The organism is Gymnodinialimonas sp. JB5-7 (assembly GCF_055693405.1).
Map to the genome: position 1 here is coordinate 326,161 of NZ_JBVFUX010000012.1, position 19,790 is coordinate 345,950.

Sequence of the window (19,790 nt, forward strand, 5' to 3'; positions counted from 1 at the left end):
CCGCGGAAACGTAACGTAACGGAAGGAAACCTTTCGCTTTTTCCGAAGGCACGTTTAAGGTCTGCGAAATTATTCGGGCCCCGGCAGACGCGCGGTCCGGCAAACAGAATTCTGACGACAGGCGAACATGACAATCGAATTCGCACCCGAGGGCCTGTTTGCCCTGCTTGAAGGGCCCGCGCTCTCGCAGCTCTCGCAAACTCCCGTCGAACGGGGCACCAAGCTGATCACGGCGGGGTCCGAGGCTGAAGCCATGTACCTCGTCTCAACCGGGCGCTTCCGGGTAGAACGCGACGGCATTGATCTGGCTGAAATTGGCGCGGGCTCGGTGATCGGTGAAATTGCCTTCCTGACCGGCGGCACCCGCACCGCCGATGTGGTCGCGGCCCGCGACAGCGTTGTCTACCGCATTGATCGACCCGCCTATGACAAACTCTGCACCGCTGTCGAAGGCCTGCCGCAAGCCATCGCGGCCGAGCTTGCGGATCGTCTCGCCAAGACCTCGGCGCGCGTTGTGCCTGACCCGGGCCGCCCCCCGCGCGCACCTTCTGCATTTTGCCTTGCGCAAATGCCCCGCTGCCGGAACGCTTCGTGCCCGACCTCGCACGCGCCGTCTCGATCCACCACTCCATTGCGCTGGTGACAGAGGCCGACTTCCGCGCCGCCCTCGGCGACCGTGCCGATCCCCAGTCGCCCGAGGCCATCGCCTGGATGAACGCGCAGGAACGCAATGCGCAGATCGTCCTCTTCGTGGCCAATCCCGATGCGTCCGACTGGTCACGTGCGGCGCTGAAACAGGCCGATCAGGCCGTGTTCGTGGCACAAGCCGTGAACTATCAGGACCCGTCAGAGATTGAGGACTTCGCCCTTCAGATCCTGCCCGAAAGCCAGCGCCGCCTGGTTCTGCTGCACCCGCACCGGATGCAAAAGGCTGCAGGTACGGGCCGCTGGCTCGATAGCCGCCCGGTCTTCCTGCATCACCACGTGGCCCTGACGGGCGGCGATGGCGACATTGCGCGGCTTGGGCGGTTCCTGTCGGGCCGCGCGATTGGCATGGTCCTGTCCGGTGGTGGTGCATTCGGCGTGGCCCATGTCGGCGTCTTCCGCGCCATGGCCGAGGCGGGCCTGCCGGTGGATATCATCGGCGGCACCTCCGTCGGCTCCGCCATGGGCGGGGCCTTTGCGCTGGGTGTTCCAGCCGAAGAAATTGGCCCCCGGGTCGAGAAGATCTTTGTGAAATCCGGCGCCATGCGCCGCGTGACGATCCCGAAATTCGCCTTCCTCGATCACAAGGTCCTCGACGCCGCCCTGCGAGAGCATTTCTACGACGACCCGATCGAGGATCTCTGGACACCCTATTACGCCGTCGCCGCCGATCTGTCGTCGATGGAGAAAACCGTGATCCGCCGCGGCCCGTTATGGGAGGCGATCCGCGCCTCTTCCGCCATTCCCGGCGTCCTGCCGCCCTTCTTCTCGCGCGATGGACGGATGCTTGTGGATGGCGGGTGCATCGACAATATGCCCTTCCGCACGATGCACGGGCTCAAATCCGGGCCAAACGTCATCGTCAACGTGCAAAAGGCCACCAACAAGCTGGTCCATGTCGATTACGAAAAGCTGCCCGGCCGGGCCGAGCTTCTTCGCAAAACCGTGGTGCCGTTTGGCAAGAAATCCGGCCCCCGTGTGCCGGGCGTGATCTCCACTGTCATGCGCTCGTTGCTGGTGGGGCAGTCCGATATGCTGACAGACCTTGATCCCACCGATCTCATGATCCGTCCGCCGGGCCTCAAAGGTGCGGGGTTTCTTGCCTGGAACCAGCACAAGCTGTTCTACGAGATTGCCTACAAAAAGGCCGCTGAAATCTTTGGGGGCCGCGATGACGAGGCCGATCAAACCGCCCTCACGGCCCTGCGCCAAGCAGCCGATGGATCGCGCCCTGCAGACGTCGCCGTGGACGGCGCAGCGTAATTCGGTTACGAGGCGTTCATCCAGCCGGAGGACCCTGCCAATGATCAAGACAGCCTGAACACACTCTGTCGCGCCTGACGGGCGCGCTGTTTTGATCTTCGGAGCAATCCCTTGCAACCTATCATCTATGACGTGGCGGTTTCCGCCGACGGCTTCATTTCAGGCCGTGATGCGGACGTGTCCGCCTTTCCCCACACCGGTCCAATCGTGGACGATTACGTCGACCGCCTCGGCACCTATGCCGTGGCTCTTATGGGCCGGGCGACCTATGAATTCGGCTACGCCTTCGGGTTAAAGCCGGGCGCAAATCCCTACCCGCACTTGCGGTCGGTCGTGGTGTCCAAAACCCTCGATCTGCCAGCTGGGGCAGAGGTTGAAGTCTGGCGCGATCTCTCCGGCCTCGCTGACCTTCGCGAAACGGCCACGGGCCCGATTTATCTCTGCGGCGGCGGTATCCTGGCCGGGGCCGTCGCCATTGCTGGCCATCTGACCGAGGTGCGCCTCAAACGCGCCCCGGTGATCCTAGGGGGCGGCACGCCGCTCTTCTCGGGCCTCACAGCGCCCCTTGCCCTCGCGCCGATGGATCAGACGGATTACGGCAATAACCTGCTGTTCCAATCCTTCGGGATATCCTGACCTTGGCCCCCTTGCGCGCCGCCGTCATGGTGGCGCGCATTGAGGCATCAGATAAGGACCACACCTATGTACAAGCTGACCCTGCTGGCCGGCGCCATGACCGCCGCCCTCGCCCTGCCCGCCATGGCCCAATCAGACCTCGACCGCCTCGCCACGGCAACTGAGGCCGCAGGCCAGAATATGGAGGCCTACTTGGTCGCCACCGTCCCCTCCCTGGCGGATGTCATGCCCGACTGGGCCTGGAGCCCGGAGATGCGCGAAGCCGCCGCCTGCACGCTCGACGCGATCCGCGCCGAAGGCGGGGATGAGGCCGTGACCAGCTACATCGCCGAGATGGAGGCTTTCTCTGAGATTGAGATCACTTCGCTCACCCAACTCTCAACCGTCACACCCGTCCCGATCAGCGCAGATTTCGCCGCCGCAACCGGTCAGACCTGCGGCAGCGCCGAATTGGCAATCCAGCAGATGTCCGAAAGCGGGCTGATGGCGGCGATGATGGACCCGGCGGTGATGACTGCGCTGATGGGGCAGTGAATATCGCGCGCCTACGTTGCGGGACGGTGGGGTTCGGCACGGTTCGCGAATGCGGCGATCTCACCGGCGGAGAGATCGAGTGTCGAACGGGCAGAGCCCCGGGCAAGGCGACGCGCCTTTGGCGCAAGCGTCTCCCCCATCCCCCTCAATAAAGCGTCCGCGCTGCCCGCCGCACGGCAAACCCGTTCCCACGAGCGTTCTGGCAGGTCACGCCGGTCTCGGCCATCTGGCAATCGAACCCCAGAACCGACCAAGCCGACCCATAGCCAATCGCGCCATGAATCGGCCAGAACACATCGCCATGGCATGTCCACCGCTCCCGCGCCGGGCCATTGGGCGGCAACACGATGGTCCGCGTCCGGTCCAGATCACAGGTCGGATCGTCATCCCCATAGTCATTCGGCGGCGTCCAACTCGCCTCGAACACCAAACACACGAAAGACCGCTCCTGAGGCGGCAATGGCCGGTCCCAATCATCTTCCAGATAGCAGGTGATATTCCCGCTCGGGCTCGCAAAGCCGGGCCGGTCGGCCAAAGCCGGACCAGCCATAACCATCAAGGCAAGGGCAAAGACGCTAACCGTCCACCCGGATAACCGCATTCTTCGGATCATAGGGGCTGTCCTCCACGACTTCCGCATCCCAAAGCTCGCGGAACATCCGCACCTTCAATTTGGTGCCGACCTCCGCAAGGTCTGGCCGAACGTAGCCCATCCCGATCTGCTTGCCAAAGGCCACGGAATACCCGCCCGAGGTCAGGCGTCCGACCTTCTCACCATCGACCAACAAAGCCTCACGCCCCCAAGGATCCGCGTCCTCAGGCCCGTCAATCAGAACCGTCACACATTTCGACCGCACACCGGTCGCAACCATCGCATCCTTGCCGTGGAAATCCTTCTCCAGATCGACAAACCGATCCAGCCCCGCCTCCAAAGGCGTCGCATCCCGGCCCAACTCCGTCCCGAACGCGCGGTAGCTCTTTTCCTGCCTGAGCCAGTTCTGCGCCCGCCCGCCAACCAGCTTCATCCCGTGCTTCTCACCAGCGGCAACCAACTGGTCCCAAAGGTAATTCTGCATCTCGATCGGGTGGTGCAGTTCCCACCCCAGCTCGCCCGTATAGGCCACACGGATCGCGCGCACCGGGCACATGCCCAACTCGATATTGCGCATGGACAGCCACGGGAACCGCTTGTTCGACAACACCGATCCCGGGTCCGCATCCTTCACCAACTCATTCAGCACATCGCGCGATTTCGGCCCGGCAATCGCGAAGACACCCCATTTCGTCGTGACATCTTCCTCGTTGATCCGCCCGAACCGGTCCTCTTTGGCCATGATCGCCTTGTAGAGGTAATCCTGATCGTACGCGTGCCATGCGCCTGCACTGACGAGGTAATAATCATCCTCCGCCACCCGCACGATGGTATATTCGGTGCGCGTCGTCCCCGCTTCGGTCAGCGCATAGGTCAGGTTGATCCGCCCAACCTTGGGCAGCTTGTTCGTTGTGAACCAATCGAGGAAACCCGTCGCCCCCGGACCGCTGATCCGGTGCTTGGCAAAGGCCGTCGCATCCAGCAGCCCCACGCCCTCGCGGATCGCCTCCGCCTCGGCCTTGGCGTACTCCCACCAGCCCCCGCGCCGGAACGACCGCGCGTCCTTGTCGAAGGACGTCGGCGCATCCAGCGGCCCATAATAATTCGGCCGCTCAAACCCGTTCACACAGCCAAACTGCGCCCCCGCCGCCTTTTGCCGGTCATAGGCCGGCGCTGTCCGCAAAGGCCGGCACGCCTCCCGCTCCTCATCCGGGTGATGCAGGATGTAGACGTGGTCGTAGCATTCCTCGTTCTTCCGCGCGGCATATTCGGTCGTCATCCAGTCCTGCCCGTAGCGCTTGGGATCGAGCGAGGCCATGTCGATCTCGGCCTCACCGTCGACCATCATCTGCGCCAGGTAATATCCCGTGCCACCGGCCGCCGTGATCCCGAAGCTGAACCCCTCGGCCAGCCACATATTCTCCAACCCCGGCGCGGGGCCAACCAACGGATTGCCATCGGGCGTATAACAAATCGGCCCGTTGAAATCGTCCTTCAGTCCGCTCTCCTCACACGAGGGCACACGGTGGATCATCGCCATATACTGCTCTTCGATCCGCTCCAGATCGAGCGGGAACAGATCGGCGCGGAAGCTGTCCGGCACCCCATGCTCAAAACACGCCGGCGCGCCCTTCTCGTAGACCCCCAGAATCCAACCGCCCCGCTCTTCACGCACATAGCTTTGCGCATCGGCGTCCCGGATCACCGGATGCTCAGGATTCTCCTTGCGCCAGTCCACCAGAGCCGGGTCCTGATCCATCACGATGAACTGATGCTCCACCGGCACCGCAGGCATCTTGATGCCCAACATCTTCGCGGTCCGCTGCACGTGGTTGCCGCTCGCCGTCACCACATGCTCGGCCGTGATCACTTGGGTCTCGTCGGAGGGCACAAGGTTGCCCCCTTTTCGACCATCCTCGTCACAGTCACTTCCCAGGCAGAGCCGTTCCACTCGAACGCATCCGCCTGCCACTTCCGTACAATCTCCACACCCCTTTGCCGCGCGCCCTTGGCCATCGCCATGGTCACATCCGCGGGGTTAATGTAGCCGTCTGTACTATGGTAAATCGCGCCCTTCAGATCTTCGGTGCGGATCAGCGGCCAGCGCGCCTTGATCTCCTCCGGCGTCAGCCACTCAAACGGCACACCCACGGTCTCAGCAGTCGAAGCATAGAGCATATACTCATCCATCCGCTCCTGCGTCTGCGCCATCCGCAGGTTGCCCACCACGGCAAAGCCCGCGTTCAGCCCGGTCTCTTCCTCCAGCGTCTTGTAGAATTTGACCGAGTAGTCGTGGATATGCGTCGTCGCGTAGGACATGTTGAACAAGGGCAGCAATCCCGCTGCGTGCCACGTCGATCCGCTTGTCAGCTCGTCCCGCTCCAGCAGCATCACATCGTCCCAGCCCGCCTTGGCGAGGTGATAGGCAATCGACGTGCCAACGGCACCGCCGCCAACAACAAGGGCTTTCACTTGGGTTTTCATCGGCGTCGCTCCGGCAAGTCTGATCACAAACCTACCTGCCCCATAGTGGCGCACCACGCCTTACCCACCCGACCGAAACCGGCGGGAAAACGACATCTTTCGCGGCGCCCTATCTGCGCAATGTGAACAGAAGGCCCTGCGCGTCCGACTCCACCGCGACAATGCCCCAATCCGCGAGCCCCAGACGTTGATCGCCAAAGCTGTCCATCCGACCAAATAGCGACACGATCAATCGTTCCCAGCCTGCGCGATTGGCCTCACTTTCGGGGCGGGCGGCACCGCCGTCAAAGGCAAGCCGCTCCGCGTCCTCCAAAGCGACGCGGGTGACAGCCAGACCGCCGGCGCGGACCGTCCAGGCCGCCGGGTCAGCGGGGATTTCCACGCGCAATGCCACATCGGGCGGAACGACACCGCCCGCCCCGATACTGAACCAGCGCCCCTCCCCCACCAGGATGAGGCCGTCCTCGTCTTCGACCGTCAGTTGTGAAAACCGCACTCTCGGCAAACGCCCAACATGCGGATCCTCCGCCAAGGCCGCGTCCAAAGCCGCCCGCACCTCCGCTTGGCTGACCCGAACCTCCAGTTCCGGTGGCGCACGAAGCATCCAAACCACGGCTGCTGCCACCAGCGCCACGACCCCAAGTCCCACTACAAACCGCAAATGCATTCCTCCAACTGCCAACGGGCGCCCTACGGGATGGCGGGAGGGGCGAGGGCGTCAGCCCAGCGTCTCCCCCATCCTCACCCAAAAATCGTGGCGTCAAACATCCGCCAGGCCTCTGGCTCATAAACCTGCGTGAAGATCGTGTGCCCCAGAAACAGATCGCGGTTGGCCCAAACCAGCTCGGCCATGTTCACGCCCCAATCCTCGCCGACATAGAAGGCGATCTCCGCATTCCCCAAGGCCGCCGCAAAACCGGCCACATCCGCTACGTCTGTGGCCCCCGCCTCACGCCAACTGCCCGCGTATTCGTCCCACAATTGCCGCGCCGTCTCGCGTCGCGCCTTTGCCAGCGCCTCCTCCTCGCGCGCAAGAAACCCGGCCAGAAAAGCCAACATCTCTTCTGGCAACGCGCCCGCCCGAAGGGCCGGCATCGCCACGCCATTTTCCCTCAACGTAATCCGCGGGCGCTCGGCGCTGACCAACACCAGGGCCGTCCCATCTTCTTCAAGGGATACATCGAAGGTTTTCGCGCCGAGTTTCAGGCTCACTCCACGCTCCGCCGCACCAACACCATCACCGACCACAACAAAAGCACCGGCAACACCAGCACACGCAGCACGAAAATCCCAATAATCGTCAGCGTGGCCGAAAACAGTGTATCCGCCTCCCGTGTGAACACCGCCGCCGCATCGACATAGCCCTGCACGCTGTCACGAGCGCCGGTGATGGCCGAAATAAAACCCGACAGCATGCCCTCGCCGCCCTCAGCCGCGTCGATCAAATCACCCTCGCCTGCGCCGATCAGCACCCGCGCCTCTCCGGCCACCGCATCCAACTCCGCCATCGCCGCGTCCCACTGCGCCTGCGTGGCCACCTCGCCCAGCCAGACACCGCCCGCGAAGACCAAGGGCAAAACCAACCCCAACGCCGCGCCCAAGCGCACCGCCCGCAAACTCGCCCGCGCCGTGGAACCACGGCCCAGCCCGTAGCCCACCAGCCCCACGCCCAACACGATCAACCCGATCGCCGCCACCGGCTGCAAACCCACCGTCGCCAACGCCGCCCCCGCGGCCACAGCGAACACCACATCCGCGACCCGCTCCACCGTGTCATCAACCGGCTCCAACACCTTCAACGGCTGCAAGCTCGCCTGCGCCCCGATGGAGGCGCCGACCTCCACCTCCTGCGCCGCCGACAAAGCCGCGTTGATCGCGCGCAAGCTCACGTAGACCCCCGCCGTCACCACGGCGACATCCTCCGCCGCTGCAACCGCTGGCGGCAAGGCCGGGTTTATCCCGCCGCCCCGCACAAGGTCCCACGCGCCCACGACCAGACACACCAAGCCGACAATCGCAAAGATCACAGGCCGCAACCCGGCCCTCTGCCCTTTGGGCGCGTCACCCCGACGCTCGCCCTGCAAAACAGGGCGCTCCGCCTCCACCGGTCGCTCCGGCGCCTTTAGCGGGGGTTCCCTGCGCTCAGTCACAGCATGCTCGGCACAACCAGATCCGGCGGCCTGTGCCCATCAGCGAAGGTCTTGATATTGATCAGAACCTTCTCGCCCATCTCAATCCGCCCCTCGCGTGTGCTCGATCCCATATGAGGCAGCAACACGACGTTCTGCAGATCGCGCAGGCGCGGGTTCACCTCGCGCCCCTTCTCGAACACGTCCAGACCCGCCCCCGCAATCTCACCCGCGCGCAACATCCGCGTCAGCGCATTCTCGTCAATCACCTCACCACGTGAAGTGTTCACGATCACCGCCTCCGGCTTCATCAGCTTCAGCCGCCGCGCATTCATCAGGTGGAAGGTGCTCGGCGTGTGGGGGCAGTTCACGCTCACCACATCCATTCGCGCGATCATCTGGTCGAGGCTTTCCCAATAGGTCGCCTGCAACTCGGTCTCCGTCTCGGAATGCAGCCTACGCCGGTTGTGGTAGTGCACCTGCATCCCGAACGCCGCCGCCCGCCGCGCCACCGCCTGCCCGATCCGGCCCATGCCCAGAATACCCAGCCGCTTGCCCGCAATGCGCCCGCCCATGAACGCCGTTGGCGACCAGCCCCTCCCAGTTTCCGGCCTGCATCGTGGCCATGCCCTCGGGCAGCCGCCGCAACACACCAAGCATCAGCGCCATGACCATGTCGGCGGTGTCGTCCGTCATCACGCCGGGCGTATTGCTTACCAAAATGCCCCTTTGCTGCGCAGTGGACACATCAATATGGTCCACACCCGCGCCAAAATTCGCGATCAGCTTCAGCCGATCCCGGGCCTGGCCCAGCATCCCACCGTCGATCTTGTCCGCGATACAGGGCACCAAAACATCCGCCCGCCCCATCGCGGCCACCAGATCTTCGCGGCTCATCGGGCTGTCATCTTCGCGCAATTCCACGTCGAACAATTCGCTCATCCGTGTCTCGACCGCCTCTGGCAACCGTCGCGTAACGACAACACTTAACCGCTCACCTGCCATGCTTCTTCTCCGAACGCTTGGTTTTGGCCCTCTCCCGTGACACTCTCCTATCGTTACCGGTGGCGCAAGATCACTGGAACGATTGAGGACACGTCTGGCCCAGTACGGGTCATTGGATTCGAGGCAGGACCCCATGCGCAACGCCATCGCAGGCTTTGTCACACTTCTCCTTTGCACATTCGCCTTGGCGCCCACCAAATCCGTGGCCCAAACGACCGAAGCCGCGCCGGAACGAGTTGGCCCCGTCACCGGCTTCCCGATCCCGCGCTACGTCTCGATGCGCGCGTCCGAGGGCAATGCGCGACGCGGCCCGTCCCGTTCCCACCGCATCGACTGGGTCTTCACCCGCCGCAACATGCCGATGATGATCGTGGCCGAACACGGCCATTGGCGCCGCGTGGTCGACCGCGACGGCGCGGGCGGCTGGATGCACTACTCCCTTCTCTCGGGTGAACGCTCCGCCATTGTCGAGATCGACATGCTACCGCTCTATTCCCGCCCTGACCTGACCTCGACGATCCGTGCCCATGCCGAACTTGGCGTCACCGGGCGGCTCGACGAATGCCAACCCGATTGGTGTCTGATGGAGGTCGGCGGCTATCGCGGATGGGTCCAGACCGCCGCGCTTTGGGGCGTCGATCCGGGTGAGGTGTTCGACTGACACTGAAAGACCTGCCCGACGGTCCAAGGAAGCGGCCAGATGGTCACACTTTCCAAACGGTCCGAATTGGCCGCAAAACTCTGACCAAATGATCGCATTTTTCGCGAAAAATCTGACCAGATGGACACAGATGTGACCACTTGGTCAGGATTTTTCGGGTGCCGGCCTCGGACAAGGATTTCAGAAATCGAAAGCTGCTAACCAGATCCCGTCACGCCGCATCATCCAGCCCACGGCCCTTCAGCAACGCCTCAACACCCGGCATCCGCCCCCGGAACGCGGTGTAAAGCACGTCCGCTTCCTGGCTTCCTCCCGCCGAAAGAATGTGCTTTTCCAGAGACTTAGCCATACTCAAGTCAAACGCGCCCCCGGCCTCCTCAAAGGCCTCGAACGCATCCGCATCCATCACTTCCGACCACATGTAGCTGTAGTATCCGCTGGAATAGCCATCGCCCGAGAAGACATGGGCGAATTGCGGGGTCCGGTGCCGCATCTCAATCGCGCGCGGCATCCCAATTCGTTCCAGCGTTTTCTCTTGCGATTCCATTGGGTTATTTGGCGCATTACCGTCATGGAAATCCAGGTCAACCAACGCTGCCGCGACATATTCCACCGTCGAAAAGCCCATATCATAGGTCTGCGCCGCCAAAAGCCGCTCCAGCATATCCTGCGGCATCGCCTTACCGGTCTCCACATGCGTCGCGAATTTCTCAAGAACTTCAGGCACTTCCAGCCAATGCTCGTAAAGCTGGCTTGGCAATTCCACGAAATCCCGCGCCACGGACGTCCCCGAAATCGACGCATAGGTCACGTCGCTCAGCATCTGGTGAAGCGCGTGCCCGAACTCGTGAAACAACGTCCGCGCATCGTCATAAGACAGCAAACTCGGATCGCCTTTCGCGAAGTTGCACACGTTCACAACAATCGGTCTGGTATCGCCACCGAGCTTCTTCTGAGACCGCATGGCCGAGCACCAGGCGCCCGATCTTTTCGACCCGCGCGCGAAGTAATCTCCAATGAAAACAGCGACATGCGCACCATCTCTCGTGACCTCCCACGCCCGCGCATCGGGGTGGTATAGGGCCACATCCAGCGGTTTGAACTCCAGCCCGAACAGCCGATTTGCGCAATCAAACGAGGCCGCAATCATCGCCTCCAGCGACAGATACGGCTTCAACGCCGCCTCATCCAGATCATGCTCCGCCTTGCGCCGCTTCTCCGAATAATACCGCCAATCCCAAGGCTCCAACGGCCCATTCACGCCATCCTCGGCCATCATCGCAGCCAGTATTTCGCCATCCACCTCGGCTTGGCGCTTCGCCGGCTCCCAAACTGCCATCAGCAAATCGCGCACATTGTCCGCCGATCCAGCCATCTCGGTTTCCAGCTTGAACGCCGCAAAATCGTTATATCCCAACAGCTTGGCGCGCTCATCGCGCAGCGCCAAGGTCTCGGCCGCGATCTTCCGATTGTCCGTCTCACCGCCATTTGCACCGCGCGCCGCCCAGGCCTTGTAAGCCGTCTCACGCAAATCCCGACGGGGCGAAAACTGCAAAAACGGCACAATCAAAGACCGCGACAAGGTCACCACCGGCCCGTTCGCGCCCTTCTCTTCCCCCGCCGCGCGGGCGGCATCAACCACGAAATCCGGCAGGCCCTCCAGATCGGATTCCTCCAATGGCATGAACCAGTTACGCTCATCCGCGAGCAGGTTCTGCGTGAACGATGTCCCCAGAACAGACAGCCGCGCCATCACCTCTGTCAGCCGTTCCCGTGCATCCCCTTCCAATGCCGCGCCCGAGCGGACAAAGCCGCGCCGGGTCAGATGCAACACACGCATCTGCTCATCGCTCAGGCCAAGCTCATTACGACGCGACCACAAATCATCAATTCGGGCGAACAATTTTGAATTGTTGGATATTTCCGAAGACAGCGCCGACAATTTCGGGGCAAAGTCCCGCTGCAATTCCTCCCGCGCCGAGTTCAGAATCCGACCCGGCAAGGTTGTAGAACACCCCGCGACCCTGTTCAAAAGCGCATCAGACAATTCCAACGCCTCGATCGTATTCTCGAAGGTCGGCGCGTCGGGGTTCTCCGCAATCGCGATAACCCCTTGGCGCGCCTCGGAAATTGCGGCCTCCATGGCAGGCGCAAAGTCCACGTCGGTGATCCGCTCGAACGGCGGCAATTCGAATGGCGTGTCCCAGGTCTCAAGCAATGGGTTTGTCATTGGCAGATCTCCTTTGGATCACAGATAGGCGCGGCGGCGCGAAAGGGCATCCTAGCGCCGCTCACTTTGTCTCAACCGAACCTCTAACCGCCTGAGAAGCAAAGACAATGTCACGGTCATGGTCAGGTAAATCAGCGCCACGACATTGTAGGTCTCGAAGTAGCGAAAGTTCGACGCGGCAATCACTTTGCCCAATTGCGTCACGTCCAGAACGCCCAAAACGGACACCAACGACGAGTCCTTTACCATCGCCACAAAGTCATTGCCCAAGGGCGGCAGGATCGTTCGAATGGCTTGCGGGAAAACGATATGTCTGAAGCGATTCCAACGGCTTAGGCCAAGTGCGTCCGCTGCCTCCAACTGTCCCTTGTCAATGGATTGCAGCCCTGCGCGGAACACTTCGGCTATGAAGGCCGAATACCCAATCGCCAGCGCGATTATCGCCCGCCAGAGAAGCGGGAAATCCCGCGTGCGGATTGTGTCAGCCCCAATGCTTTCGGCCACCCAATTGTAACTTGCCACCAAGGCGGGCGCGAAGACGAAGGCCACGTAGAGCAGCAATACGATGATCGGCACGCCCCGCACGATCTCCACGTAGAATCTTGAAATCTGGCGCAAAAACAGGCTGCGCGACAGGCTCATCAACGCCAGCCCCATCCCCATCAGCGACGCCATCGCGAAGCCCACCAGCGTGACCATCACCGTAATGCCCACACCGCGCCGCAAGGTGACGACAAGCTGTTCGTAGACCGGATCACCCCACATCCGCCACACGGCAAACACCCCGAGCGCGCCAAGCGCGACGAGCCACCAGGGGAAATCCTTGTCCCGTGGTGTTGGGGAGATCATTGGGTATGGCGCGCCGGAAAACCCAGCGCGCCCAATGCTTTACTGGCCAAGTGCGTAGTCGACGAACCAACGCTGGTCGAGTTCCGCGAGCGTCCCATCCTCGCGCATCGACTCGATGCCAGCATCAATGGCCGCGACCAGATCGCTGTCATTGGGGAAGATGAAGCCGAATTCCTCAGTTCCCAGCGGATCCCCGATCATCTGCAACCGGTCCGGGTTCGCGCTGACATAGCCCTGCCCGCCCGCGGAGTCCGCAAGAACCATATCCACGTCCTCAGTCATTAACGCCTGGATCGCGGCTGGGATCGTTTCAAACAGCACGATACGCGGATTGCCTTCGTCGCCGTCGAGCACGTCGTAGACACCAACATAGAACGGCGTCGTCCCGGCCTGAGAGCCGATCAGAAGCTCTTCATCCGCGCCGAATTCCTCTGCCGTGGCAAAGCGGTCTTCGTCGGCGGCCACCAACATACGCATCTGGCTGACCATGTAAGGTGCTGAGAAATCGACCAATTCGTCGCGATCCTCGCGGATCGTGATGCCGGTCATGCCCATGTCGTATTGCCCCTCGGACACCGCCGGGATCATCGCGTCCCAGCTGATGTTTTCGATGACCGGGGTGAAGTTCAAGCGCTCCGCCAGGATCTCCAACGCATCATATTCCCAGCCGATGGCCATGCCCGTAACTGGGTCAATGAATTGCAGCGGCGGGTAGGCGTTTTCCGTCACAACAACGATCTCGCGCCCTTCAAGGTCGGGTAAGTGCCCATCAGCGGATGCGGCGAACGGAACAAGTGCAGCCAAGGCGGCCAAAACAACGTGCTTCATGGTCAGACTCCTGTTTTTCTGAGGTCAGTATGGCCGAGCCGCACCAAGGCACAAGGCCCGCCCGCCTAGAGCGCGCCACAAACCGGGCAATCGGCCTTGCGCTGCACCTTGATGGTGCGTGTCTCGGCGTGGAGTGCATCGTAAATCAGCATCCGCCTGCGCAGGCCCTCCCCCGCCCCGGTGATCTCTTTCACGGCTTCAAGCGCCATCATCGACCCGACCACACCCGGCAACGCACCAATCACGCCGGTTTCCGCACAGGTGGCGGCAAGGTCCGGCGCCGGGGCGTGGGGAAAGATGCAGGCCATGCACGGCGCGCCGCCCGCGGGATCGTAGATCGTGATCTGCCCCTCCCACGCGCCGATGGCCCCTGCAATCACAGGCCGGCCAGCCGCCACCGCAGCGCGGTTGATCATGGCACGCACCTCAAAACTGTCCGTTCCATCGAGGATCAGGTCGAAATCAGCGAAAAGTGCTTCTGCGACATCCTCTGTCAGCGCGCGATCGTAAGGGCGCACATCAACATGAGGGTTCAAAGCCTTCACCGCCATTTCGGCAGAAAAGACCTTGGGCATGCCCGTGCGGTCATCTGTGTGAATAATCTGGCGTTGCAGGTTCGACAGGCTGACAACGTCGTGGTCGATCACCCCAATCCGCCCCACACCCGCAGCCGCCAGATAGAACAGGACCGGCGCGCCAAGCCCGCCTGCGCCCACCACCAGTACCTTCGCGTTTTTCAGCGCAAGCTGCCCGCCGCCGCCAATATCGGGCAAAGTGATGTGGCGGGCGTAACGCTCCAACTCCACGTCCCGAAACGGTCCTTCCGGCTGGTCTGTATCGGCCTCGCGCGCGGCTTCAATCTCTTCGGCGCGGCCGCGGATGCGCCCGAGCACAAGGCGGTAGCCCAGAACAAGGGCGACGAACGCACCAAGCAAAAGCCACAGGGCCGCAGACCCTCCGGTTGCCTCGCGCAGGGGATGGCCGAGGGGCAAAGCGATCTGGACGCCAAGCACCGCAATGTACAGCAAGCCAAGCATGTAGAGACGCGCCTGAACCGGCGTCTTCATCACATGGCCAATGCCCCACAACACGGCCGCAAGAAACAAAACGAACAGCATCAGCGCGTTCCCGTCGACCCGAACCCGCCAGCCCCCGCGCGGTGTCGGCCAGCGCCTCCACCAAACGGTAATCCGCCGTCACCACGGGTGCCACAACCGCCTGCGCGATGCGTGCGCCATGGTCGACCGTGAACGGCTCATGCCCAAGGTTGATCAGGATCACCCCCAGGGCCCCCGATAGTCGCTGTCGATGGTGCCGGGCGTATTCGCGAGCGTCACTCCGTTCTTCAGCGCAAGGCCCGACCGGGGGCGGATCTGCATCTCAAACCCGTCGGGGATCGCCACCCGCAGACCGGTCGGCACCAGCGCTCGCGTACCGGGGACCAAGACTAACCCGTCCCGGTCTGGTTCCGCGAAATTCGCACGCAGATCGGCACCGGCGGCACCCGCCGTTGCATAGTCAGGCAGGGCGACCTCGGCGTCGGCCCATTCCTCTCGCATCACCTCAATGTCCGGCACCTGCATCCCCCAGACGTCCCGATCCTACGCCGTCAAAGCCTCAGCGATCCGCGAAGCCAAGCGGCGAGCCACCTCATCCTTTCCCAACCTAGGCCATTCCTCGGCCCCGTCTTGGGAAATCAGCACGATCCGGTTCTCTGCCCCGCCCATGATCCCAGTCTCGGGCGAGACATCGTTGGCGACGATCCAATCACAGCCTTTGCGGGCACGTTTGGCTGTGGCGTTGGCGACGACATCATCGGTCTCGGCCGCGAAGCCAACCACCAGCGAGGGCCGCCCTTCGCTCCGCTGCGACACACTTGCAAGAATGTCCACATTCTCCGCAAATTCCAGCGCCGGGGCGTTGCCGCTGCCGTCCTTTTTCATCTTCGACCCGCTGGCATTTTCCACCCGCCAATCGGCTACCGCCGCCGCGAAGACAGCCGCGTCAGTTGGATGAGGGCCGCATCCACGGCCGCGGCCATCTCGGCCGCCGTCTCAACCCGCACAACCTCAACCCCCGCAGGGGGTGGCACCGAGGCCGGGCCGGTCACGAACCGCACTGATGCGCCTAGATCGCGTAGGGCTGCAGCAATTGCCGCGCCCTGCGCACCGGAGGAGCGGTTGGCGATGTATCGCACCGGATCAATCGGCTCATGCGTGGGGCCGGAGGTGACCAGCACATGCTTTCCCTTCAACGGCCCATCGCTCAGCGCTGCATCCACAGCGGCGACGATATCTGGCACTTCGCTCATCCGGCCAGGGCCGAATTCCCCGCAGGCCATATTGCCATCGTCGGGGCCAACGACCAGCACACCATCACCCTGCAAAGTCGCAAGATTGCGCTGGGTCGCCGGATGCTCCCACATGCGCACGTTCATGGCGGGCGCAATCAGCACGCGCTTGTCGGTTGCCATCAAAAGAGTGGAGGCCAGATCATTGGCATGGCCATGGGCCATCTTGGCCATCAAATCTGCTGTGGCGGGGGCAACCACCACCAGATCCGCCGCGCGCGACAGCTCGATATGGCCCATCTCGGCCTCGTCCGTCAGATCGAACAGATCGCGGTAGACCTTCTCGGCTGCCAGAGCAGACGCTGACAGAGGTGTCACAAACTCTTCGGCGGCTTTGGTCAGAACAGGCGTGACCGTCGCGCCCTGATCCCGCAGGCGCCGGATCAGGTCGAGCGATTTGAACGCGGCAATGCCGCCCCCGATGATCAGGAGAATTCGCTTGTTGGTCAGCATTCTGTGCCCCTTAGCCGTCGCGCGCACACGTTAGGCGCGTGCCCGCGCCCCTTCAATCAGATTCGGGACGGCACAAATGGGGGGCTTCAGGGCGCGACTATCGCCAAAGGTGCTTCAATCGGCGACGCGGTCGGTGGCGACACGAACAGCGTCACCACAAAAAGACCAGCTAACAGCACCAATGGCGCATGGAGGATCACACGGCGAAAAATGACCGAACCTCCTTCGATTGCGCCTCAAGCGTTTTGCGCATCTTGCCGAAGGCTGCGGCTTCCAACTGGCGCACACGTTCCTTGGAAAGGCCGAGCTCATTGCCAAGACTTTCGAGCGTCCGCGGGTCTTCACGCAACTTGCGTTCGCGCACGATGAACCGTTCCCGCTCGTTCAGGGCATTCATCGATGTAATCAGCCATTCGCGCAGCTGCATGCGGTCGTGATCGGCTTCCACAATCTCTTCCGCCTGCTCGCTGGTATCTTCCAGCGCGTCGATCCACTCGCGGCCCTCGTCATCGACCGATTGCGTGGCGTTCAGCGAATAGTCGGAGCCTGCAAGACGCCCTTCCATCATCTCGACATCGTGCAGCGGAACGCCGACTTCCGTTGCGATCATCTGGCGCAGCTGATGCTTGTCGAGCGTCTCGCCCACCTGCATCGCCTCGCGCTCCAGCCGGGCTTGCACGCGGCGCATGTTGAAGAACAGCGATTTCTGGGAAGAGGTGGAGCCTGTGCGCACCATCGACCAGTTGCGCATCACATAGTCCTGGATCGACGCCTTGATCCACCACACCGCGTAGGTTGAGAAACGCACGCCGCGGTCCGGATCGAATTTGTCGGCGGCCTTCATCAGGCCAAGGCCCGCTTCCTGGATCAGGTCATTCATCGGTGCGCCGTAACGCTTGAATTTCGCGGCCATCGAAATGGCAAGGCGCATATACGCTGTCACCAAACGATGCAGGCTTTCTTCGCACCGCTCATCGCGCCAGGCATAAGCCAGCCGCAATTCCGTCTCTGCATCCAGCAATTCCGCCTTCATCGCGCGGCGGGAAAGTGACTGGTCTGATCCCATATCCAATGCCATAACGACCCCCCGGTTTTGAACCTGTCTGAACACGCCTGTTTCGGCGGCTTTCAAATAGGGTTACGCAGGTAAAAAACGTTTGGATCACAATTCGGGACATTAAATTGCGTCTGCCCCCCTTAGCCTTGTTCTTGGCGGTGCCTCCAGCGGCAAATCCACCTTTGCCGAACGGATGGTGCATCAATCCGGCTTGGCCAAAGTCTACATCGCCACGGCTGAGATGCTGGATGGCGAGATGTCCGAAAAAATCCAGGCCCATCGCGAACGCCGTGTCGGTCAGGGGTGGCGCACGGTGGAAGCTCCCCATGATGCGGCCCGCGCCCTGGCGCAGATCGAGGGCGGCGAAGTCGCGCTCTTGGATTGCGTGACGTTTTGGCTGACCAACCTGATGATCGACGATGGCGACTGGCAGGAGGAATTGGACCTGCTGATCGACGTGCTGATCCAGATGCGCGCGCCGGTTGTTCTGGTCTCAAACGATGTCTCGGGCGGCGTGGTGCCGGAAAACGCACTGGCCCGGGCGTTCCAGCGGGCACAGGGCGAGGCCAACCAACGCATCGCAGCCGAATGTGATCTGGTCGTCTATGTCCGCGCAGGCCTGCCGCAAGTGCTCAAAGGCCAGCCAAATCTCGATGATGTGGACGATCCATGGTGAGGCGCCTGGTCTGGGTGCGCCATGGCCCAACCCATCAAAAGACGTTCACCGGATGGCGCGACGTACCCGCTGATTTGTCAGACCATGCAGCCATAGCCCGCCTTAGCGCGTGGTTGCCCCCGGATGCGCCAATCATCTCGTCCGACCTGAAACGGGCCGTGGCCACGGCAGATGCCGTTGCAGCAGGCCGCCTGCGCCTTGCGCATGCCCCGGACCTGCGGGAATTCAACTTCGGCGACTGGGACGGCGTGCATTTCACACAAGTCGCCGCCACCCATCCCGAGCTCAGCCGCGCCTTCTGGGAAGAACCGGGCGATGTCGCGCCCCCAAAAGGCGAAAGCTGGAATGCGGTCACGCGACGTGTCGCGCGGGCAGTGGATGACGTGTTGGCGCAACAGGAAGGCGATCTGATCTGCGTCGCCCATTTCGGTGTCATCCTGTGCCATATGGCCTACGCCACCGGCATGACGCCCTATGAGGCATTGGGCCACAAGATCGACCCGCTTTCGGCGACGATGCTTGTTGAAACCAACGGTATCTGGCGGGCGGAACAAATCAATCACACCCCGTGATGGAGCACATCAGGCCCTTTGGTTTGACGCCCACGCAAATCCCGGCATTGATGCGCCCATGACATATTCTCTGCTTATCGGGCAAAAGAGCTATTCCAGTTGGTCGCTGCGCGGCTGGCTCAGTTTTGCGCCTTTCGACATCCCCGTTTCCGTGCATTCGGCGGTCATCTATTCCGATACCTTCTACGACGACGTGGCCACCTTCGGCGCGCATCGCACCGTGCCCGCCGTTCGCACGCCCGACGGAGGCATGTTGACCGACAGCCTCGCCATCGGCTGGCATCTGGCCGAAGCCTTCCCTGACAAGGGCCTGCTCCCCGCCGACCCGGTCGCACGGGCCGAGGCGCAAAGCATCATCGCCGAAATGCATTCCGGTTTCACCGCAATCCGCGGCGCCTGCCCGATGAACCTGCGCACCGCCTGGGCCGGGTTTGAGCCATCGGACGACGTGCTTGCCGATGTCGAACGCATTGAAGAGGTCTGGACCCGCGCCTTGAACCGTTCCGGCGGGCCGTTCCTTTACGGCGACTTCACCCTCGCCGATGCCTTCTACGCCCCTGTCGTCACGCGCCTTCTGACCTATGGCTTGCCGATGTCCGACACCGTCGCCACATACGCGAAGGCGCTGACCACGCATCCCGGCTTCCTCAGCTGGCGCGCGGAGGGGCTCGTGGAGGATGCAGAGGTCGCGGTCTACGACAAGGCCCCTCTGGAACGCATCCCCTTCCCGACCTTCTCTTAAGGTTCGTTAACACTTCGCTAACCA

17 protein-coding genes and 4 pseudogenes are annotated in these 19,790 nt (G+C 62.4%); 8 read left to right on the plus strand and 13 right to left on the minus strand.

Annotated features, from left to right (window positions below):
* The first annotated feature begins 127 nt into the window (after positions 1-127).
* From ACZ1HK_RS09325 to ACZ1HK_RS09340, 4 genes are all read left to right on the plus strand, one after another.
* Complete coding sequence (locus ACZ1HK_RS09325; RefSeq protein ID WP_472628489.1) at positions 128-643, plus strand: Crp/Fnr family transcriptional regulator; 516 nt, start codon at positions 128-130, stop codon at positions 641-643.
* Complete coding sequence (locus tag ACZ1HK_RS09330) at positions 592-1,968, plus strand: patatin-like phospholipase family protein (protein ID WP_472628490.1); 1,377 nt, start codon at positions 592-594, stop codon at positions 1,966-1,968. The genes ACZ1HK_RS09325 and ACZ1HK_RS09330 overlap by 52 nt, the downstream gene beginning before the upstream one ends.
* A gap of 111 nt (positions 1,969-2,079) precedes the next feature.
* Positions 2,080-2,604: a dihydrofolate reductase family protein gene (locus ACZ1HK_RS09335; RefSeq protein WP_472628491.1), complete on the plus strand. Its 525-nt coding sequence runs from the start codon at positions 2,080-2,082 to the stop codon at positions 2,602-2,604.
* Between the two features lie 66 nt (positions 2,605-2,670).
* Entirely contained in the window at positions 2,671-3,138 is a 468-nt protein-coding gene (locus tag ACZ1HK_RS09340) for a hypothetical protein (RefSeq protein WP_472628492.1), read from the plus strand.
* Positions 3,139-3,283: 145 nt separating this feature from the next.
* Here the strand turns inward: ACZ1HK_RS09340 and ACZ1HK_RS09345 are convergent, their stop codons facing one another.
* The 6 genes and pseudogenes from ACZ1HK_RS09345 to ACZ1HK_RS09370 form a co-directional block, all read right to left on the minus strand.
* Positions 3,284-3,751: a hypothetical protein gene (locus ACZ1HK_RS09345; RefSeq protein ID WP_472628493.1), complete on the minus strand. Its 468-nt coding sequence runs from the start codon at positions 3,749-3,751 to the stop codon at positions 3,284-3,286.
* Positions 3,714-6,214, minus strand: a pseudogene (locus tag ACZ1HK_RS09350) (GcvT family protein). The gene ACZ1HK_RS09345 and the pseudogene ACZ1HK_RS09350 overlap by 38 nt, the downstream one beginning before the upstream one ends.
* A 109-nt stretch (positions 6,215-6,323) precedes the next feature.
* Entirely contained in the window at positions 6,324-6,875 is a 552-nt protein-coding gene (locus ACZ1HK_RS09355) for a hypothetical protein (RefSeq protein ID WP_472628494.1), read from the minus strand.
* Positions 6,876-6,955: 80 nt separating this feature from the next.
* A complete protein-coding gene (locus ACZ1HK_RS09360) occupies positions 6,956-7,426 on the minus strand; it encodes a hypothetical protein (RefSeq protein WP_472628495.1) in 471 nt (156 codons plus the stop codon).
* Positions 7,423-8,364: a hypothetical protein gene (locus ACZ1HK_RS09365; RefSeq protein ID WP_472628496.1), complete on the minus strand. Its 942-nt coding sequence runs from the start codon at positions 8,362-8,364 to the stop codon at positions 7,423-7,425. Before ACZ1HK_RS09365 ends, ACZ1HK_RS09360 begins: the two co-directional genes overlap by 4 nt.
* Positions 8,361-9,348, minus strand: a pseudogene (locus tag ACZ1HK_RS09370) (2-hydroxyacid dehydrogenase). The gene ACZ1HK_RS09365 and the pseudogene ACZ1HK_RS09370 overlap by 4 nt, the downstream one beginning before the upstream one ends.
* 133 nt (positions 9,349-9,481) lie before the next feature.
* On the opposite strand from ACZ1HK_RS09370, the gene ACZ1HK_RS09375 reads away from it, so the two are divergent.
* A complete protein-coding gene (locus ACZ1HK_RS09375; protein WP_472628497.1) occupies positions 9,482-10,009 on the plus strand; it encodes an SH3 domain-containing protein in 528 nt (175 codons plus the stop codon).
* Between the two features lie 211 nt (positions 10,010-10,220).
* Here ACZ1HK_RS09375 and ACZ1HK_RS09380 read toward each other — a convergent pair whose 3' ends face one another.
* The 7 genes and pseudogenes from ACZ1HK_RS09380 to ACZ1HK_RS09410 form a co-directional block, all read right to left on the minus strand.
* Positions 10,221-12,239, minus strand: coding sequence for a M3 family metallopeptidase (locus ACZ1HK_RS09380; RefSeq protein WP_472628498.1), 2,019 nt, complete (start codon positions 12,237-12,239; stop codon positions 10,221-10,223).
* Positions 12,240-12,290: 51 nt separating this feature from the next.
* Positions 12,291-13,088 carry an amino acid ABC transporter permease gene (locus ACZ1HK_RS09385; RefSeq protein ID WP_472628499.1) on the minus strand — a complete coding sequence of 266 codons (798 nt, stop codon included), beginning with the start codon at positions 13,086-13,088 and terminating at the stop codon, positions 12,291-12,293.
* Positions 13,089-13,127: 39 nt separating this feature from the next.
* Entirely contained in the window at positions 13,128-13,916 is a 789-nt protein-coding gene (locus ACZ1HK_RS09390) for a transporter substrate-binding domain-containing protein (protein ID WP_472628500.1), read from the minus strand.
* 65 nt (positions 13,917-13,981) lie between these two features.
* Positions 13,982-15,034 carry a HesA/MoeB/ThiF family protein gene (locus tag ACZ1HK_RS09395; protein ID WP_472628501.1) on the minus strand — a complete coding sequence of 351 codons (1,053 nt, stop codon included), beginning with the start codon at positions 15,032-15,034 and terminating at the stop codon, positions 13,982-13,984.
* Positions 15,034-15,499: pseudogene (dut, locus tag ACZ1HK_RS09400) on the minus strand (dUTP diphosphatase). Before dut ends, ACZ1HK_RS09395 begins: the two are co-directional and overlap by 1 nt.
* 18 nt (positions 15,500-15,517) lie before the next feature.
* A pseudogene (coaBC, locus tag ACZ1HK_RS09405) lies at positions 15,518-16,719 on the minus strand (bifunctional phosphopantothenoylcysteine decarboxylase/phosphopantothenate--cysteine ligase CoaBC).
* A gap of 196 nt (positions 16,720-16,915) precedes the next feature.
* A complete protein-coding gene (locus ACZ1HK_RS09410; protein WP_472628502.1) occupies positions 16,916-17,797 on the minus strand; it encodes an RNA polymerase factor sigma-32 in 882 nt (293 codons plus the stop codon).
* Between the two features lie 103 nt (positions 17,798-17,900).
* Here ACZ1HK_RS09410 and cobU point away from each other — a divergent pair, with 103 nt between their 5' ends.
* From cobU to ACZ1HK_RS09425, 3 genes are read left to right on the plus strand one after another with little or no spacing between them, the layout of a single operon-like run.
* On the plus strand, positions 17,901-18,452 hold the full coding sequence (gene cobU, locus ACZ1HK_RS09415; RefSeq protein WP_472630810.1) for a bifunctional adenosylcobinamide kinase/adenosylcobinamide-phosphate guanylyltransferase: 552 nt from the start codon (positions 17,901-17,903) through the stop codon (positions 18,450-18,452).
* The gene (locus ACZ1HK_RS09420) at positions 18,446-19,024 is read left to right on the plus strand and encodes a histidine phosphatase family protein (RefSeq protein ID WP_472628503.1); all 579 of its coding nucleotides are present in this window, start codon (positions 18,446-18,448) and stop codon (positions 19,022-19,024) included. The genes cobU and ACZ1HK_RS09420 overlap by 7 nt, the downstream gene beginning before the upstream one ends.
* Positions 19,025-19,082: 58 nt before the next feature.
* Positions 19,083-19,766 carry a glutathione S-transferase gene (locus tag ACZ1HK_RS09425; RefSeq protein WP_472628504.1) on the plus strand — a complete coding sequence of 228 codons (684 nt, stop codon included), beginning with the start codon at positions 19,083-19,085 and terminating at the stop codon, positions 19,764-19,766.
* Positions 19,767-19,790 lie beyond the last annotated feature (24 nt).

Excerpts from the sequence above, each read along its gene's own strand:
- ACZ1HK_RS09340 (WP_472628492.1), top strand. The coding sequence starts at position 2,671 with ATGTACAAGCTGACCCTGCTGGCCGGCGCCATGACCGCCGCCCTCGCC.
- ACZ1HK_RS09425 (WP_472628504.1), top strand. The coding sequence starts at position 19,083 with ATGACATATTCTCTGCTTATCGGGCAAAAGAGCTATTCCAGTTGGTCG.
- ACZ1HK_RS09345 (WP_472628493.1), bottom strand. The coding sequence starts at position 3,751 with ATGATCCGAAGAATGCGGTTATCCGGGTGGACGGTTAGCGTCTTTGCC.
- ACZ1HK_RS09390 (WP_472628500.1), bottom strand. The coding sequence starts at position 13,916 with ATGAAGCACGTTGTTTTGGCCGCCTTGGCTGCACTTGTTCCGTTCGCC.
- ACZ1HK_RS09385 (WP_472628499.1), bottom strand. The coding sequence starts at position 13,088 with ATGATCTCCCCAACACCACGGGACAAGGATTTCCCCTGGTGGCTCGTC.
- ACZ1HK_RS09410 (WP_472628502.1), bottom strand. The coding sequence starts at position 17,797 with ATGGCATTGGATATGGGATCAGACCAGTCACTTTCCCGCCGCGCGATG.
- ACZ1HK_RS09325 (WP_472628489.1), top strand. The coding sequence starts at position 128 with ATGACAATCGAATTCGCACCCGAGGGCCTGTTTGCCCTGCTTGAAGGG.
- ACZ1HK_RS09380 (WP_472628498.1), bottom strand. The coding sequence starts at position 12,239 with ATGACAAACCCATTGCTTGAGACCTGGGACACGCCATTCGAATTGCCG.
- ACZ1HK_RS09420 (WP_472628503.1), top strand. The coding sequence starts at position 18,446 with ATGGTGAGGCGCCTGGTCTGGGTGCGCCATGGCCCAACCCATCAAAAG.
- ACZ1HK_RS09375 (WP_472628497.1), top strand. The coding sequence starts at position 9,482 with ATGCGCAACGCCATCGCAGGCTTTGTCACACTTCTCCTTTGCACATTC.
- ACZ1HK_RS09395 (WP_472628501.1), bottom strand. The coding sequence starts at position 15,034 with ATGCTGTTCGTTTTGTTTCTTGCGGCCGTGTTGTGGGGCATTGGCCAT.